This window comes from Bifidobacterium bombi DSM 19703 (genome assembly GCF_000737845.1).
In the GTDB taxonomy this organism is placed as follows: Bacteria; Actinomycetota; Actinomycetes; order Actinomycetales; family Bifidobacteriaceae; genus Bifidobacterium; species Bifidobacterium bombi.
The window spans coordinates 743823-758844 of record NZ_ATLK01000001.1; the positions used below are offsets into that span (position 1 = coordinate 743823).

At 54.7% G+C, this 15022-nt stretch carries 13 protein-coding genes, 1 pseudogene and 1 CRISPR repeat array (1 of these 15 running past the window's edge); of the genes and pseudogenes, 6 read left to right on the forward strand and 8 right to left on the reverse strand.

Translation table 11 applies throughout. The annotated features are described in order from the left end of the window. Positions 1–102: a CRISPR direct-repeat array (repeat unit 37 nt; unit sequence CCAGTATATCAGAGGGGCTTTAGATTGAATTTGAAAC) (it extends 1495 nt beyond the left edge of the window). A 14-nt stretch (positions 103–116) separates the two neighbouring features. The 3 genes from BBOMB_RS08015 (at position 117) to BBOMB_RS02870 (ending at position 1659) form a co-directional block, all read left to right on the forward strand. Beyond that, positions 117–473: a VG15 protein gene (locus tag BBOMB_RS08015; RefSeq protein WP_052377371.1), complete on the forward strand. Its 357-nt coding sequence runs from the start codon at positions 117–119 to the stop codon at positions 471–473. Between the two features lie 346 nt (positions 474–819). Further along, complete coding sequence (locus tag BBOMB_RS02865; RefSeq protein WP_044086770.1) at positions 820–1092, forward strand: hypothetical protein; 273 nt, start codon at positions 820–822, stop codon at positions 1090–1092. Positions 1093–1176: 84 nt separating this feature from the next. After that, positions 1177–1659, forward strand: coding sequence for a hypothetical protein (locus tag BBOMB_RS02870; protein WP_052377374.1), 483 nt, complete (start codon positions 1177–1179; stop codon positions 1657–1659). 430 nt (positions 1660–2089) lie between these two features. On the opposite strand, the gene BBOMB_RS02875 is transcribed toward BBOMB_RS02870, so the two are convergent. Further along, the gene (locus BBOMB_RS02875; RefSeq protein ID WP_044086773.1) at positions 2090–2347 is read right to left on the reverse strand and encodes a hypothetical protein; all 258 of its coding nucleotides are present in this window, start codon (positions 2345–2347) and stop codon (positions 2090–2092) included. 446 nt (positions 2348–2793) lie between these two features. On the opposite strand from BBOMB_RS02875, the gene BBOMB_RS08020 reads away from it, so the two are divergent. After that, positions 2794–2934 carry a hypothetical protein gene (locus tag BBOMB_RS08020; RefSeq protein ID WP_156097125.1) on the forward strand — a complete coding sequence of 47 codons (141 nt, stop codon included), beginning with the start codon at positions 2794–2796 and terminating at the stop codon, positions 2932–2934. 179 nt (positions 2935–3113) lie between these two features. Here the strand turns inward: BBOMB_RS08020 and BBOMB_RS02880 are convergent, their stop codons facing one another. Continuing rightward, positions 3114–4001, reverse strand: a complete 888-nt coding sequence (locus BBOMB_RS02880; protein WP_044086774.1) for a TPM domain-containing protein — start codon at positions 3999–4001, stop codon at positions 3114–3116. Then, complete coding sequence (locus tag BBOMB_RS02885; protein ID WP_238549861.1) at positions 3994–4614, reverse strand: LemA family protein; 621 nt, start codon at positions 4612–4614, stop codon at positions 3994–3996. The genes BBOMB_RS02880 and BBOMB_RS02885 overlap by 8 nt, the downstream gene beginning before the upstream one ends. Positions 4615–5295: 681 nt before the next feature. Here BBOMB_RS02885 and BBOMB_RS02890 point away from each other — a divergent pair. After that, positions 5296–6444 carry a helix-turn-helix domain-containing protein gene (locus BBOMB_RS02890; RefSeq protein WP_044087223.1) on the forward strand — a complete coding sequence of 383 codons (1149 nt, stop codon included), beginning with the start codon at positions 5296–5298 and terminating at the stop codon, positions 6442–6444. 428 nt (positions 6445–6872) lie between these two features. After that, positions 6873–7322 (forward strand): annotated as a pseudogene (locus tag BBOMB_RS07825) (ATP-binding cassette domain-containing protein); the annotation flags it as partial. 159 nt (positions 7323–7481) lie between these two features. Here the strand turns inward: BBOMB_RS07825 and BBOMB_RS02895 are convergent. The 5 genes from BBOMB_RS02895 to murD all read right to left on the reverse strand — a co-directional run bounded on the left by BBOMB_RS02895 (position 7482) and on the right by murD (position 15001). Next, positions 7482–8774, reverse strand: coding sequence for a cell division protein FtsQ/DivIB (locus BBOMB_RS02895; RefSeq protein ID WP_238549862.1), 1293 nt, complete (start codon positions 8772–8774; stop codon positions 7482–7484). Next, complete coding sequence (locus BBOMB_RS02900; RefSeq protein WP_238549863.1) at positions 8771–10492, reverse strand: UDP-N-acetylmuramate--L-alanine ligase; 1722 nt, start codon at positions 10490–10492, stop codon at positions 8771–8773. The genes BBOMB_RS02895 and BBOMB_RS02900 overlap by 4 nt, the downstream gene beginning before the upstream one ends. Positions 10493–10801: 309 nt before the next feature. After that, a complete protein-coding gene (locus BBOMB_RS02905) occupies positions 10802–11959 on the reverse strand; it encodes a UDP-N-acetylglucosamine--N-acetylmuramyl-(pentapeptide) pyrophosphoryl-undecaprenol N-acetylglucosamine transferase (protein WP_044087222.1) in 1158 nt (385 codons plus the stop codon). 119 nt (positions 11960–12078) lie between these two features. Continuing rightward, positions 12079–13518: an FtsW/RodA/SpoVE family cell cycle protein gene (locus tag BBOMB_RS02910; RefSeq protein ID WP_081867252.1), complete on the reverse strand. Its 1440-nt coding sequence runs from the start codon at positions 13516–13518 to the stop codon at positions 12079–12081. Beyond that, entirely contained in the window at positions 13511–15001 is a 1491-nt protein-coding gene (murD, locus tag BBOMB_RS02915) for a UDP-N-acetylmuramoyl-L-alanine--D-glutamate ligase (protein WP_044087221.1), read from the reverse strand. The genes BBOMB_RS02910 and murD overlap by 8 nt, the downstream gene beginning before the upstream one ends. Positions 15002–15022: the final 21 nt, after the last annotated feature.

Genomic DNA, 15022 nt, shown 5'->3' on the forward strand with positions numbered 1-15022 from the left:
CCAGTATATCAGAGGGGCTTTAGATTGAATTTGAAACGCGAAAAACTGAAGGTGTTCGCGGTGAGCCAGTATATCAGAGGGGCTTTAGATGGAATTTGAAACAGTTCATCGCCGACATGATCGCCACCTCGACCCGGCTTACGACGCAGCGCAACGTCCGCATCGAACCGACAAGGCCACGCTGGGTGAGAGTGCCACGCGGGTCGAAGACCTGCGCGTTCTGCGTGATGCTGGCGTCCCGTGGCTTCGCCTACCTGTCCGAGGATTTGGCCGGCAGACAGATGCAGTATCATCCGGACTGCGACTGCAATATCCTGCCCAGCTGGGGCAGTCAGATTCTTAAAGACTACGACCCCGATAAATTCGCCGAGATGCACCAGACAGCCAAAGACGCCGCTTCATCCGGCGACTACCGGCAAGTGCTATGGCAGATGCGCCAAATGTATCCAGATCAGGTCAAGGATGGCACCTAGCCTCTTTCCGCCCTTTGGCACACGGAAGTTAATCCGCCCACAAGGACATGGTTAGGATCACGTGTTCGACGGACATGGACCTGGCACCAGGGCACCCAATAAAACGCATTTCCCTGACGATTGGAGTGAGAGTCGAATCAAATGGGCGGTAATGGAATCCATCGCAAACCCGGACTATGTCAGTGCCGCGAAAGACAGCAACCGCGAAAGACGGCAACCGCGAATATCTCTCCAAACTTGTGGACGGCCAGCATATTAGAGTATGGTTGCAGAAGAGACGAAATACGCACGGACGATTCGCGTTGCACACCGCTTATCCGATGACCGAGCATGAATGGAGGAAAATATGGCAGATGACCAACTAATCACACAATCAGTTGCCGAAATGAAACCCTATGTATTCCCCCTGCTCAATAAGCAAGACAGGATAGCCTGCGATGGCGCGGTCCTCGCGGGGGAACCCTATGAGGCCCTTGCCTGGTTCTTTTCCAGCTTCACCGTCCAAGACGCGCGGAAGATTCCCGACGATACGCTTTTCTCAGCCTTCAACCTGCTTGATGACGAGGACAGGGAATTGTACCTGCATCTGCTTCTTCAACGACAAACCGTCGCCATCTAGCGCCAACTGATAGATTTTCCCAACCACCCGCACGGGTGGTTTTTTATGCCCGAAACGGGTCCAACCGACAATGAAGGAGGAACCATGCAAGAGAGCCCAACCCCAAACGAGACCGAAAAGGACTCAAACGAGGGCAGCAAGACCATTGACTGGCAGGCCAAATACGACGAGGCCATGAAGCATTCGCGTTACTGGGAGAAGCGTGCCAAGGACAACAAAGCCGCCGCCGAAGAGCTGGAACAGCTCAAGGCCAGCCAGATGACCGACGCACAGAAGGCCCAAGCCCATATCAAGGAGCTCGAAGGCAAGCTCACCGCCTACGAGACCGAAAAGCAACAGACCCAGTGGCGCGCCCAGATCGCCAAGGAAACCAACGTGCCCGCAGACCTCATCAGCGGTGCAAGCCTTGAGGAGATGCAGGATTTCGCCAAGCGGCTCGACGGCTATCTCCATCCGAAACCAAAAGGCGCAGCCGTACACAACCAAAGCGGCACACCAAACCACGGTATCGACCCGGAACGGGCCGAAAAGCTCAACTACATCAACCAGATGTTCGGCACCAAATAACAATCAACGAAAGGAATTCCAATGGCATTGGAAAGCACAAGTATATCAGTGAGACTTTAGATTGAATTTGAAACAGTACATCGCGCGACTCTTGGGCGGCGACCAGCATATCAGAGGGAATTTAGAATGAATTTGAAATCTACTGCCCAAAACACTACGATATTTTTTAGCATATCAGAGGGGCCTTAGATTGAATTCGAAACCCAATTTGGCGTGTCGCGCGTTATGCAATCGCTATATCAGAGGGGCTTTAGATTGAATTTGAAGCACATGGCCGCTGTCAGATTGGCAGTTGCCATGGTTGCCTCCGCTTACCGCCAGTCCTGCTGGGCATAAAAAGCCTCCCGGAACTTCCGATCTAGATGGCTTATAGGATTGTGGTTCTTGGGCCGTGCGTGTTATCGCATGGGCGGTGCGTGTTATCACAAATCTAGACGTTGAGTTGGTCTGCGTACACTTCGATTTCGTAGTAGTCGGGGTCTTTGGCAAGTTCTTTCACTTCTGGCGGGAATTGTGCAAACAGTTCAGGCTTGAGCATGGCTGCGTCCAGAGCGTCAGCGATGGCAATATCAGGTTCTCCCGCATCAAGCGCGTCCCGCCCGAGTCCCTCTTTGATGTCATTCACACCCGCGACTAGAGCAAGTGAGGTCTCTGCGAGAGCTGTCAGCTTCTCGAAACCGATGGTCATTTCTTTCCCTTCCACATTGGACTAGTACTTAAACCTGCCTCCACTCTACCAGCAACGCCATTCTTGAAGAAGCTTTTGATCGTCCGACGTCCCTCCATACGGATTTTCCGCATGGGGCTGTTCTGATTATGACACAACCGACACAACACACGGCATACACGACACAAGTCGAACATGCCCCATCAACGGCCCACCCATCCTACACAGCCCACAAAAACCCGGTACACAGCCCATGAAACATGAATCGCAGCCCCTCAAAACCAATGGTTCCGCAGTGGTAGAATTGAAGCAGAACCAAGCCGCGCCAGGGAATGGAGTAAAGAGCACAGGTGAAGACACTTGAAGAACTCATAGCGCTTGCCAACCAGTGCTTGGACGTGGTGAAAGGTTCCAACCCTGAACTCGAGGAAAGCACACGCTAGGATATATTCGCCGGCGAACCCGTCATGGCGCTCGAAGGGATGCTGCAAATAGCGTACATTCATCCCGAGCTGTTCGCCAAATTCCCCCAACAGATCAAGGACATGTCCGACGGCCCCAATCTGATGGAACTGTGGCCGTACAGCGACCAGCTCCATGACCGTTAGGATCCAAGATTTTTCAACCTCGATAAGTCATCCGGAGTTCCTGTGGTCTTTCACTGCATACCTGGCAAGCTCCCGAGCGGCTTCTCACTCCACACTCAGCAAGTCACGGGCGGAAGACAGGCGAGCCATAGCAATCAGCAATAAAGAGAACACTAGAAGCTGTATGGCGCCGCTTATGTTCACCAGCTACCTGAAGCACCGCCTCCGCCGAAGTCACCCCCGCCGAACGAGTCCCCTCCAAACGAATCGCCGCCTCTGAACGAGTCTCCCCCTCCAAGCACGCTCTCGCCGGTGAAGGAATCATCATCGTCGAGGAAATCGTCACGACGACTCAGCAATTGCGGAATTCCAAGCAACAGCAGATCGGCACCACCGTGGCGACCACGCCGCACCGACCGTGTTATCTTGAACCACACCAAACCGCCGATTAGAATAATCGCAAGTATCAGAACCTGATTCAAAAATGACGGTTGGGATTCGTCATCGGTGTGACCGACACCACCCCCATTCCCTGCGATTTTACGACCAACGGACGTCACAACCTCGCGGACGCCGGCATCATAGTTTCCTTTGCCGTATTGCTGCTCCCCTTGGCTGATAATCTGCTCGGCGGTAGCATCAGGAATCACGTCCTCAAGGCCATACCCCACCTCAAGCCTGTCCTTGTGATCTTTGACAGCCAGAGCGTATACCAGCCCCGTATCCTTCTTGCCTTCGCCCGGCCTGTATTTCTCGGCAAGCGAGATGGTCCACGATTCGATACTGCCGCCCGAAGGAACCGAATCCGCTGTAACCACCATAAGCTGAGCCTTGTAGTCACTAGCCTCCAGCTTCTTGTTGACGTCACGTATCAGACGCTTGGTCGAGTCAGAAAGCACATGCGCATCGTCCTGCACATAAATGGAACCCACTGGGTCGCGCGGGGCATCCGCGGGAGCAGCTGCAGCCGTTACTGAGAAAAACGGCAGAATGACAATGAACAATACAGCAAGCGCACCAAGGAACAACGAAGGCAACGACCTACGAGCAAAGCCGGGGCTGAACGCGGCGGCTCTGCCATCATTCATGGAACGTCACCTTCGGTGCATTCTCACTTCCAGGCTGGGCTTTGTACAAATCCATCTTCGAGAACCCGAACAATCCAGCAACCATTGAGGCGGGGAAGCTCGTCACCTTATTGTTGTACTCGTTTACCAGACGGATATACCGCTCACGCTCCACGCTGATGCGGTTCTCGCTGCCTTCAAGCTGAGTCATCAGCGTCTTTACCGATTCCGAGGATGCCAACTGTGGATAGTTCTCCTGCACTGCGTTCACGAGGACGTTCGTTTTGGAGTTCAGCTCGTCGTTCGCCTTCAACTTGTCGTTCGGAGTGGAAGCCGCGGCATACTGCCTACGAGCGTCGGCGATATCCTTGAACACCTTGCTCTCGTGGTCCATCTGCCCCTGAACCGAGGCCACAAGGTTGGGAATCAGGTCGGCGCGTCGCTGCATGACGTTCTCGACCTGGCTCCACTGTGCGTCCACCTCGTTCTTCTTACCGTTCATGCCGTTCCTGAGACCGATCAGGGATGTGGCAGCCAAGACGACCACGACTATGACGGCAATCAGGGTAATTTTGAGCGAAGTATGCGAACCTGAACCATCCGACGTATTGTTATTATCCTGCGTATTCATCATTTTATATTCTCCTTAATTATTGATGCGAGTATAGCAGATAAACCCAATTGAAGCATTGATTCCGTCGACGACGAACACGACAGGAAATGCGATATGTCGACCGGTCAGAGCCTCAACACAGAGACCCTTGAACCAGGCAATACGACATAGGCACCATACCTTTGGGTTTCAAAAATCCTGAATCACTGCATCGTAAGAGATAAGCAGCAACTCAGCAATCTCATGCAAATAGTTCGACAACGGACTCAACTCCCCTGCCTACCTCACCCAATGAGACCCTGAATATGCAACCTCCATCATCAAAACTTCCATCGATTACGCTACCGTGAATAGAGAACCGCTATTCTAGTCCACAATTCATCCATTTAATCAACGAATTGCAACCACACTGATGTGGCGTGGAGTGATTGCCAATTCTGTATGACCTCGACAACCTAAAGACCACCTCTGTCAGGCCCTGGAGCTGGATTGACCCGTTGAACAATGGGTTTCAGTTCTTCGAACGAACCGGACCGCCTGGACAAAGAAAAATCCACAAAAACGTTTATCCTTGGGACAGCAAGGTTGCAACCTGAGGTTGCGCAGTTCATGGTTGCTTTTTGCGAATGCAACTGAAAGCTGGTAGCGCCGGCAGGTCGGTTCCGTCAAAATGATAGCTGACGACAAAGAAAGGACCCTTCAATGAGTTTCCGCGACAATCTGCAATACCTTCGCACTAAACGTCACATGACGCAGGAACAGCTAGCCATGCTTCTGGGCGTCTCACGCCAGTCCATATCCAAATGGGAATCGGAGAAGGCCTACCCGGAAATGGACAAGCTTCTGACGATTTGTGACCTTTTCGGCTGCACCCTTGATGACCTGGTATTGGGCGATGTAAGTCTCGCCGTCTCACAGAGTAGCGAATCTCTTCCTACTGACGTATCCCACATGCAAGCTCCTATAGAAACGGATTCAGGCACCGCAAAGCCGCATCCGGGCATATCAGGGACAACTGGTGACTCTTCTGAAAAACCAAGACCTGACATTTATGACTCAAACGCTCTTCCCGCCGACGTGCCGGTTCCTCCCTCCAGTCCAGGAATAGATGTGACCGGGTATGACGACCACTTCCGCTCCTTTGCCTTATCCATGGCGCTCGGAGTGGCAAGCATGATTCTAGGACTGGCTGCTGCTTCCCTGTTCGACGATCCGGATTCCATCATCGGCACAAACCCATTCAACGATTTGTGGGCCTTTACTCTGTTGAGTCTGGGAGTCGTCATCGGCTTGGCTCTTATCATTCCCTCAGCCATGGCACATACGGACTTCAAACGCAGACACCCCTATGTCGAGGACTTCTACACAGACGACGACCGCGTGCGCGTCTCCCGCCGGATGGCCGGGTATCTGGTCGGAGGAATCGCTTTCGTTTTCATTGGAATCGTAGTAAGTAAGAACCTGTCGCTGGTCCGCAGCGTAAAAGCCTGGAGTTCAGGGGCATTCTTCTTTTTTGTAGCAGGCGCAGTGGCCTTCTTCATCTATAGCTCGATACACCTCTCAGCGCTCAAGGTGAACAGGTATAACGAGAGAATGGAAAAAAGACTTGGCAGACACCGCTTCGGAATGCGGCATCACCTTTGGGACGACCGTTTGGATCGGCTCAGTTCAGTGGTAACAGATGTAATCATGGGTATCGCTACCATCGTAGCCTTCTTCCTTCTCTTCGTCAGCCACAACAGAATCTGCGACGTGACCTTCCCCTTCTGGCTTCCCTGGGTGATCGGCGGCCTCCTTTGCGGTATCGCATCGAGTATCATCAGCATCTACGACAAGAATCGGAAGGACTGAACCGCATGAAGATCTGAGCGGATTGGTATACGCACACGAAGTTGCAGAACCCATGACTTTGCGTTGCGTGCATTGCACGATGTACCTCTCCCGGCCCAGCCCATGCGAAGACCTGAAGGCCATTCCATGAAGCAGAATCTTATAACTATCATGGGCGTGTTCCAATGAATTCATAGAGTGGTTGTACCGACTCCATTCAGAGCAATAATTTGTTTTATCATGCTTGATCCTGAGGTATTCAGACAGTCGAAGTACATAGTTGGAGCATTACGTCACGAGTGGAGAAGGATAGCATTTTAGATACATGAGGATGCGTGATATAAAATGGAAGATAATGTAGTAATTAGTGTTGAATCCTTATCGAAGGGTTATAAGACTAAAACAGTTTTGAATGATTTGTCTTTCTCAGTTAGAAAGGTGATTTTTATGGTATCTTGGGGAAAAATGGTGCCGGTAAAAGTACTTTAATCGAGTGTCTATATGGTGCTTTGAAACCAGACAAAGGCCGCGTATCCGTTTTAGGTCTCACCCCCTTCCCGCGTAATCGCAAATTACTCGCTGAGATAGGTATTCAAGAACAACGAGGCGCTTTTATATACAGGGCTACCGTTAAAGAGCATCTTGAAACTTTAGCGAGAATCTTTGATTGTGACTTAAAACGCGTCGATATGCTAATTAATCGTATGGGTTTGCAAGAAGTTAAAGATCAGCGAGCCCGTTTGCTTTCAGGCGGACAGCAGCAAAAAATTGCTCTAGCAGCTGCTGTCCTTAATCGTCCTAAAGTTTTATTTTCAATCCACGCCTCCGTGAAGGGGGCGACGCGTGTTCGTATGCACCGCGCTTATGAACTGCACTCCCATGTGCGGAACAACGGTTGAACTCACTGAAATAGGATGGGACGACGGATTGACTTCAACGGTAAAGAACAGACACGGAATCATTGGAACAAAAGCCACTTGCACCGCCGTTCACCTGCGGGGACATCACTCCATTGGCGCATACACGCACCCGATGATACAGGCATGATTTCATTTCTTCTACTTGATGATGGGCTTCATCGGGGCGGAAACGTCGATCTGGTGCTTGTCTCCAATCACGTTTGGATTGTTGAGGATGGTCACAACCGTGGCCTGCTTCAGTTTGATCTGAGAGGAGTCGCCCCAAATCACCGTATAATTGCCGTGATCAAGCTCGCATGTGACCGAATCCTGGGTTTTGGAGGTGACTTTGGAGACTCGCTGCCGCAAATCCTTGGGCAGATGATCCATGATGATAAGCGCCTGCTGCACTGCCCGGTCACCAAGCGCTTTATCCACATCATCCACTTCAATAACCGGAATTCCATTCATCGGAGCGCCGTTGACGGAATTGAGCTTTCTGCCTTTGCCGTCAACCGCCGTCAGATTCTTGTCCGAAGTCTTAAGCATAGCGGCCGGCTCCTGTGCATGGACGGTCACATCCAGCATTCTCGGAAACCTCTTCTCCACCTTCGATTCCGTGACACCGGGAATGTTGTCAAGATCCCGGGTGATTTCATTCGATGAAACAAGAAACAACGATTTCCCTGACTCGCGCTGAGCTATCCCCATGATCTTGTCCTTACTCACCCAAGCGTTCTGACCTGAAACATGGATGCCCTGTTCATTGAGCAGGAACACCGGCGAAAACAGCAGAAACCAAATCAATGCCAATACCGCCGCAACAGCTGCAACCACAACGCAGACGCGCAGCATGAGGGTCCTTCGGCCAGCTTGCTTTCTTTCTTTCAGTCTCGCATTGAAATCGACGACTTTGGGTCTGGAGACCACTCCCACCGGGCCTGCCGTCTGGTTCAATGTCTGGGCCACATAATCCTTGCTCTTCAATTTACGCATATCAATGGAACGTTCGGAACCCGAAAAATTCAATGATTCCCTATCTGCGCCAGCGTGGGTTGAAGACACCATCCGGGCCGTACCGCCCCGTTGGCGGACACCCTTCGCCCTGACCTGCTCATTGCGTTCGCCGGACCTGACCTTTCGCTGCTTTTGAGCCTGACGCACTCTGCCTGACCGTAAGGTTGCGCTCTTGCGAGACACGGACTTTTTGCCGGCACCACTCTTACCACCAGTACGTCGTTCCACCCCTTCCCCATCAACGCCACTCTCCGAGGCACGGCCGCGCTGCACGGATGCATTCGAGGAGGCAGCACGAGGCATGCCATACCGGGAACCGGCGACCTTGCGGGGCTGTCTACTGGCCTCTCCTGAAGATAAGCCTTCGCCTCCACGGCCGCCTGAGCTTGCACCGATGCCATCGGACTCACCAGAACTGACGATTCTACGTGTCATCGCTGGTCTCCAGATCCATCGTTCTGACCGGAAATACAGTCCGATCCACCGCCATTAACTTGTGCCTCGCCCGAGCTTGCCTGAAGCACGCAAAGCATCACCTTCCCCATCGATGTCACATCTCCGGCGCCGACCGTGAAAAGCACGTCCCCTGATTGCGCGCGCAGCGCAAGCATCTTGGCCGCTTCACACATATCAGGAACGACCTGCATCCTCACTTTTCCGCGGGCCTGCGCACATCCGGCCGAACCGGCTTCATCGACGATGAGCTGAGAGGTCACCCCAGGGAAATCACTTTGCCGCTCACGAGCCGGGTATATCGAGGTGAGCACCACGTCATCGGCGAGCGCCAGGGCCTGCGCAAAATCCTTCACGAAAAATCGAGTCCTTGAAAAAAGATGCGGTTGGAACAATACACGAAGCCTTCCTTGGGGGTATCTCCTCCTGGCGGCGGTCAGCAACGCGTCAATTTCCGTAGGGTGATGCGCGTAGTCGTCCACCACGGTCACGCCACGTGCCTCGCCTTTGATCTCAAAACGCCGGGAAGCCCCTCGAAAACCGGATGCAGCGCTTGCAGCCACCTGCGGATCCATTCCCAGCAACGCAGCGCAGACGATTGCAGCGGTGGCGTTGCGAGCGTTGTGAATTCCAGGCATACTCAGCCGAACCGGAATGCTCAAGCCAGAGGGCGCGCTCGAGAGGTCAGCTCCGAAACCGGATCGGTCCGACGTGAACCGTAAGAGGCTCGGAGGCAGCTCTATCGTAAAACCCTCGTTACCGTCGCCTGCATCCTCATGCTCCGAAACTATATGGACCACCTGCAAACCACGTGCGCACCCACTTTCGGCATGGTCACTGCTTCGGTCGTCTCCCCGCAGCGCTTCCTCATCCAGCGCCGGGTCGGTGGTGTAGGCGATCGTTCTGTCCGCCACCTGCTGCGGCAACGATGCCAATATGGAACGCGATCCCTCATCGTCAGCCGACATCACCACGGCACCGGACGCATGTGAGGCGTATGCGACGAACGCCTTCTGGTAATTCCGCGCATTGCCGTAATGATCCAGATGGTCGGCTTCGGCATTCACTATGACGGCGATCTGAGGCCTGTACTTTTCAAAACTGCCGTCCGATTCATCACATTCAGCCACGAGAACTTTCCCCCGACCGGCATGGCCGCCATCCAACGCCTCGCCATGAGGGTTCTGAATCGACCCGCCTATGGCGTAACCGGGATCGGCCAAATCTCCCACCCCAGCGTGCACGAGGATGTGTGCGAGCAGCGAGCTGGTGGTCGTCTTCCCATGCGCCCCGGCAACGCTCACGGACGTTTTGGAAACCATCAACAACGCCAGAATGTCGCTTCGGTGCACGATGCGTAGTCCAAGACGCCTCGCTTCGACAATCTCAGGGTTGCTTGGTTTGATGGCGCTTGAATACACAACGGTACGCGCTCCTCGCACGTTTTCGGCCTTCTGCCCGAATTGCACATCGATGCCGAGCGATGCCAGACGGTCGGTCTTGGCATTGGGCACGCGGTCCGAACCATCGACGCACACGCCGCTTTCATGCAGCATTTCGGCCAGTACGCTCATTCCCGCGCCACCGATTCCTATGAAGTGAGTGGATCCCAGGACGTCAAGCGAATCCCCATCACCAAACGCGGCTTCCCGTGGGTCAAGAACATCATCACACCTGGATCGGTCATCAATATGCGGCACGTCAAACTCCTCGGACAATAGACTCACACTTCAACGGTACTCCCGACAATGGAGTGCCATGGCACAGTAAGGCACCCTCGGAAATATGAAACCGGAATCGGTCCGCACAGCCACGGCCGTACGGAATCCTGCAACCGACATTCTGATTATAGGACATCGCAGCACCTCCCCCAAATACCTGAGAACGCCGCATCCCGTGCGTGCGGACCAAGTGAAGCCTCCTCTACGACGCATGCCGAGCACACCGACCACCGGCATTACATGAAATCTTTCCTGAAGGCCCGCTCCGTAATGCCGCCCACCTCTCCGTCAGACGATATCCAATATCACCTTCGCCATCGTCGCAGCGGCATCTCGAATGCCATATGAATAGGCCTTACGACGCATGTCGATGAGACGGTCCTTGTCGGCCAGCAGGGAGGGGACATTCGAGCGCACCCAGTCGCAGGTGAACTCCTCATCGCTCACCATGACACCTCCTCCGGCCTTCACCACCGGCTCCGCATTGAACCGCTGCTCACCGTTGCCCACCGGAAGGGGCACGTAGACCGCCGGCAACCCTATCGCCGCAAGCTCGCTGACCGACCCCGCACCCGCCCTGCATATCACCAAATCCGCGCAGGCGAAGGCCAAATCGATACGTTCCAGATATTCCGCAACATGATAATCCCCCTCGCCCGCACGAGCCGGATCGAGGTCGTTCAATGAAGACTCGCCGGCGGATGCAGTAACGGCACGACGAACATCCTGTGATTTTCCCCGCCCGGTAAGATGAATAACCTGAGCCACGTCAAGCAGTTCAGACGCGCAACCGGCGACCGCCTGATTAAGGCTCACAGCTCCCAAAGATCCGCCGGTCACCACCACTATGGGCCTTTCCGGATCAAGCCCCAAGGCTCGAGCCGCCTTTATCTTCGTCGCATTCGGATCGGCGGACAGCGAAGCACATAGATTGGCGATGGCAGGTCTGAGCGGAAGCCCCACACGTCTTACCTGCATTCCCGAATGTGGACGGAACTCGGAGTTCTCATATGCGGTTGCGACGAACCGCGCCCATCGTGCGCCAAGCTTGTTGGCCATACCGGCACGCGCGTTCTGCTCATGGACGATGATGGGAATGCGCATCCGGTGCGCCACGGAATAGACCGGAGCGGAGGCGTATCCACCGAATCCTACGACCACTTGCGCTTCACGTCGCATAAGAATCTCGCGAACATGCACCTGCTCTCGATGCCACCGCATCGGAAATCGCAACGCCGCCGTATTGAGCGAACGAGGGAACGGTAGCTTTTCTATGGTGTCGAGTTCGAACCCCGCCTGTGGAACCAGGTCGTGCTCCAACCCGACGGAAGTGCCGATGACAGATACACGCGCGGAGTCATCCATATCTCTTATGGCCATGCCCACGCTGAGCAGCGGATTGACATGCCCCGCAGTACCGCCGCCGGCCAACACTATATTCTTCATCACTTGCCTTCAGGCCTTTCCTCAATCAATGCCGAAACCATCGTACAACACCTCACCGGCGATGACACCGGCTCAAGCCGCTCGACCTCTGGCCAACATTCACCCCCCACAGGCGACGGCTACACGCGCTTGGCCGAAATGCTGGCCGCTATCTGCGGTTGGCATCGCATCATACTGATGCACACGCCCGCAACGGTCAGGCACATCACAAGCGAAGACCCTCCTGCGGATACGAACGGCAAAGGAACGCCCATGACGGGCAGCAAACCCAAAACCACCATGATGTTGATGAGCGCCTGGCCCACGATCCACATGGCCGCGCAAACCAGAACGATAGATGCATAATGGTTCTCATTGCGCAAGGCGACGATGATGAGGCACCATGCGATGATGATAAAGAGCAGGACAATCAGGACTGCGCCGATGAAACCGAGCTCTTCGCAGATAATCGCGAAAATGAAATCGTTGTGCGCTTCGGGAAGGTAATTCCACTTCTCGCGTGAATTGCCCAGACCCACACCGAAGAAACCGCCCGAAGCGATGGCGTATTTCGAATGCAGCGATTGATAACAGGTTGTGTCACCAACCTTGCATGGCCGATACGCCGAAAGAACACGGTCAAGCCTGTTCGGCTTGCTGACCACGAAGTACACCACGGTAACCACCATCAGCACGGCCGCGCTCCAGAAGGTCTTCGTCGGAAAACCGCCGATGAAGAATGCGACGCCGCCGATAAGGATGATGATCATGGCCGTTCCCAGATCATCACCCTTCAATACAAGAAGTAACGGCACCATGAACATGAACAACGACCAGAAATATGCCCTGAACCCACGTAGCAGACTCCCGGCCCAATCGCGCAGGACGCCATTGCCGATGCGCGCGATGTACGCTTCAAGCTTCACGAAGGTTGGGGTCGGCGCGAAGTCATTCTCATCCAGGCGTTTCCGAGCTTGAGTCAAAGCGAGGGGAAGCCAGATGCACAACGCCAACTTGACGACCTCCGCAGGCTGAAGCGTGACCGAGCCCACTCCGATCCAGCTCCTGTTTCCGTTGATCTCACGGCCGATCGGCGAGAGCGTCAACGCCTGCAGCACGATCGCAATCCAGCAAAATACGAATCCTAGCCGCTGATAGAAAGCTGCGGGGAGATGGCTGGCTATGAGAAACGTGACCACTCCACCGAAGCAGTACAGTACCTGGGACACCCCCTGCTGCCAAGGCGCTTTCCCATTCGAAATCATCCGCACCGACGAGCTCGAGAAGACCATGACCAAGCCGATGCACGTCAGCAGTATCACTGAAATGATGAACCCGTAATAGCACCAGATGGGATTCGTCAGTACTCCCCCCAACGGGGGATCCCCGTCACGCATGGCATCATCCGGCCGTCGATCCTTGACGGTGGAATTCACCGGTTTCGCTTTGCCGCCTCGCCCGGTGACCTCCCCGGACTTCCCATCGGAAGACCCCGAACGGAACCGAAAACCGAATGTGCCGTTCCATTGCCTCCATGTTTGAGAGGGCTTCCTGAAATCTCCGGATCGATATTCACTCATGTTCGGCCGCCCATCGTTTGGCGCACTGCGCGAACTGATCACCCCGGTCCGCGTACGACTTGAATTGATCCATCGATGCGCACGCCGGCGCCATAAGCACCACATCGCCTCCCTGCGCATATGCTCCGGCCGCCTCCACGGCACGTCGCATGACGCTCGCATTGTCTTTGGGATCGATGCGCGTGAATGCGATTCCGGGGGCGCAAGCGTTCAAGGCTTGCATCACGGGGGCGCCGTCCACGCCGATGATTACCACCGCCTTGATCTTACGTAATTGAGAACGAACCAAACCTTCGAAGCGCGCGCCTTTGGCAAGCCCTCCCGCTATCCAAATCACGTGACCGTCGGGAAAACTGGAAATCGAAGCCTCGGCCGCACTGGCGTTGGTAGCCTTGGAATCATCGATGAAACGAATCGTTCCCTTTGCACTTTCGAACCAGTCTTTGTTCACGACCCCGGAGTCGGATCCGTCGTTGCGCCTTGACGCATCCTCAAATCCGGCCACAGCGACGGTCTCGATTCGATGGTCTCCTGTCGTGAAGCCGCGCAACGCAGCAACGCACCTTTCAAGATCGGCACCGAGCCCAAGGCACATGGTCAATGCGGTCAGGGCATCAGCGAGCAGGTGGGGGTAGAAGGAACCGTCAGGTTCACACAAATGAGGAAAATCAGCCAATGGGGCTACGACACGGGGAACGCCGCTGCATCCGCCGGCGAGGCCGCTCATATCGATAATCGACTGACGATCCACGCCGACCTGCCCCTCCTTGGGCGCGCCAAGTGTGAAACCGACCTTCCTGCAGTCGGGAGCGGTTTGCGCCTGCGCTGCAATGGTTGAGACGCGTCGGTCATCCGCGTTGTATGCCAGGACTTTCCGGACGCCGTGGAAAACCTTCGCCTTATCGGCGGCATACTGATCCATTCCACCATGCCAATCAAGATGATCTGCGGCTATGTTGGTGATGGCGGCGCACTCAAGCCGCAGACTGTCCGTGAAATGCATCTGGAACGAGCTGAGCTCCACACACAGGACATCATGCCCGGTTTCCACTGCTGCCTGACTGACCGACATGCCGATGTTGCCGACGGCCGGAGCGTCCAAACCACAGGCGCGAAGCATCGAGGAAACCATCTGAGTAGTGGACGTTTTCCCGTTGGTGCCGGTGATGCCGACCCAAGGGGCTGGAATACCGGTGCCCGCGTCAGGCACCCTCAGGCGCCAGGCCAGCTCCACCTCGCTGATGACGGGAATGCCGCGACTCTGCGCCTCAAGGATGAACGGTGTACGCGGTTTGAAGACTGGTGAGACCACCACGAGATCGACCTCGTCCCAACGAACATTCTCGAAGGAACTCAAATCGGCCTTCGGACTGTGCTCATCGACGGTGATGACACGCCTTGCCCGACCGACCAGCACACTCGCGGCACCTTTTCCGGAGATACCAAGACCGGCAACCAACACCGTCATACATGAAAAATCCATGCCAACCCGCTTTCATTTGAA

What these genes read in the sequence shown, in the direction of transcription:
- BBOMB_RS08015 (WP_052377371.1), top strand. Translation starts at nt 117, where the DNA reads ATGATCGCCACCTCGACCCGGCTTACGACGCAGCGCAACGTCCGCATC.
- BBOMB_RS02865 (WP_044086770.1), top strand. Translation starts at nt 820, where the DNA reads ATGGCAGATGACCAACTAATCACACAATCAGTTGCCGAAATGAAACCC.
- BBOMB_RS02870 (WP_052377374.1), top strand. Translation starts at nt 1,177, where the DNA reads ATGCAAGAGAGCCCAACCCCAAACGAGACCGAAAAGGACTCAAACGAG.
- BBOMB_RS02875 (WP_044086773.1), bottom strand. Translation starts at nt 2,347, where the DNA reads ATGACCATCGGTTTCGAGAAGCTGACAGCTCTCGCAGAGACCTCACTT.
- BBOMB_RS08020 (WP_156097125.1), top strand. Translation starts at nt 2,794, where the DNA reads ATGGCGCTCGAAGGGATGCTGCAAATAGCGTACATTCATCCCGAGCTG.
- BBOMB_RS02880 (WP_044086774.1), bottom strand. Translation starts at nt 4,001, where the DNA reads ATGAATGATGGCAGAGCCGCCGCGTTCAGCCCCGGCTTTGCTCGTAGG.
- BBOMB_RS02885 (WP_238549861.1), bottom strand. Translation starts at nt 4,614, where the DNA reads ATGATGAATACGCAGGATAATAACAATACGTCGGATGGTTCAGGTTCG.
- BBOMB_RS02890 (WP_044087223.1), top strand. Translation starts at nt 5,296, where the DNA reads ATGAGTTTCCGCGACAATCTGCAATACCTTCGCACTAAACGTCACATG.
- BBOMB_RS02895 (WP_238549862.1), bottom strand. Translation starts at nt 8,774, where the DNA reads ATGACACGTAGAATCGTCAGTTCTGGTGAGTCCGATGGCATCGGTGCA.
- BBOMB_RS02905 (WP_044087222.1), bottom strand. Translation starts at nt 11,959, where the DNA reads ATGAAGAATATAGTGTTGGCCGGCGGCGGTACTGCGGGGCATGTCAAT.
- BBOMB_RS02910 (WP_081867252.1), bottom strand. Translation starts at nt 13,518, where the DNA reads ATGAGTGAATATCGATCCGGAGATTTCAGGAAGCCCTCTCAAACATGG.
- murD (WP_044087221.1), bottom strand. Translation starts at nt 15,001, where the DNA reads ATGGATTTTTCATGTATGACGGTGTTGGTTGCCGGTCTTGGTATCTCC.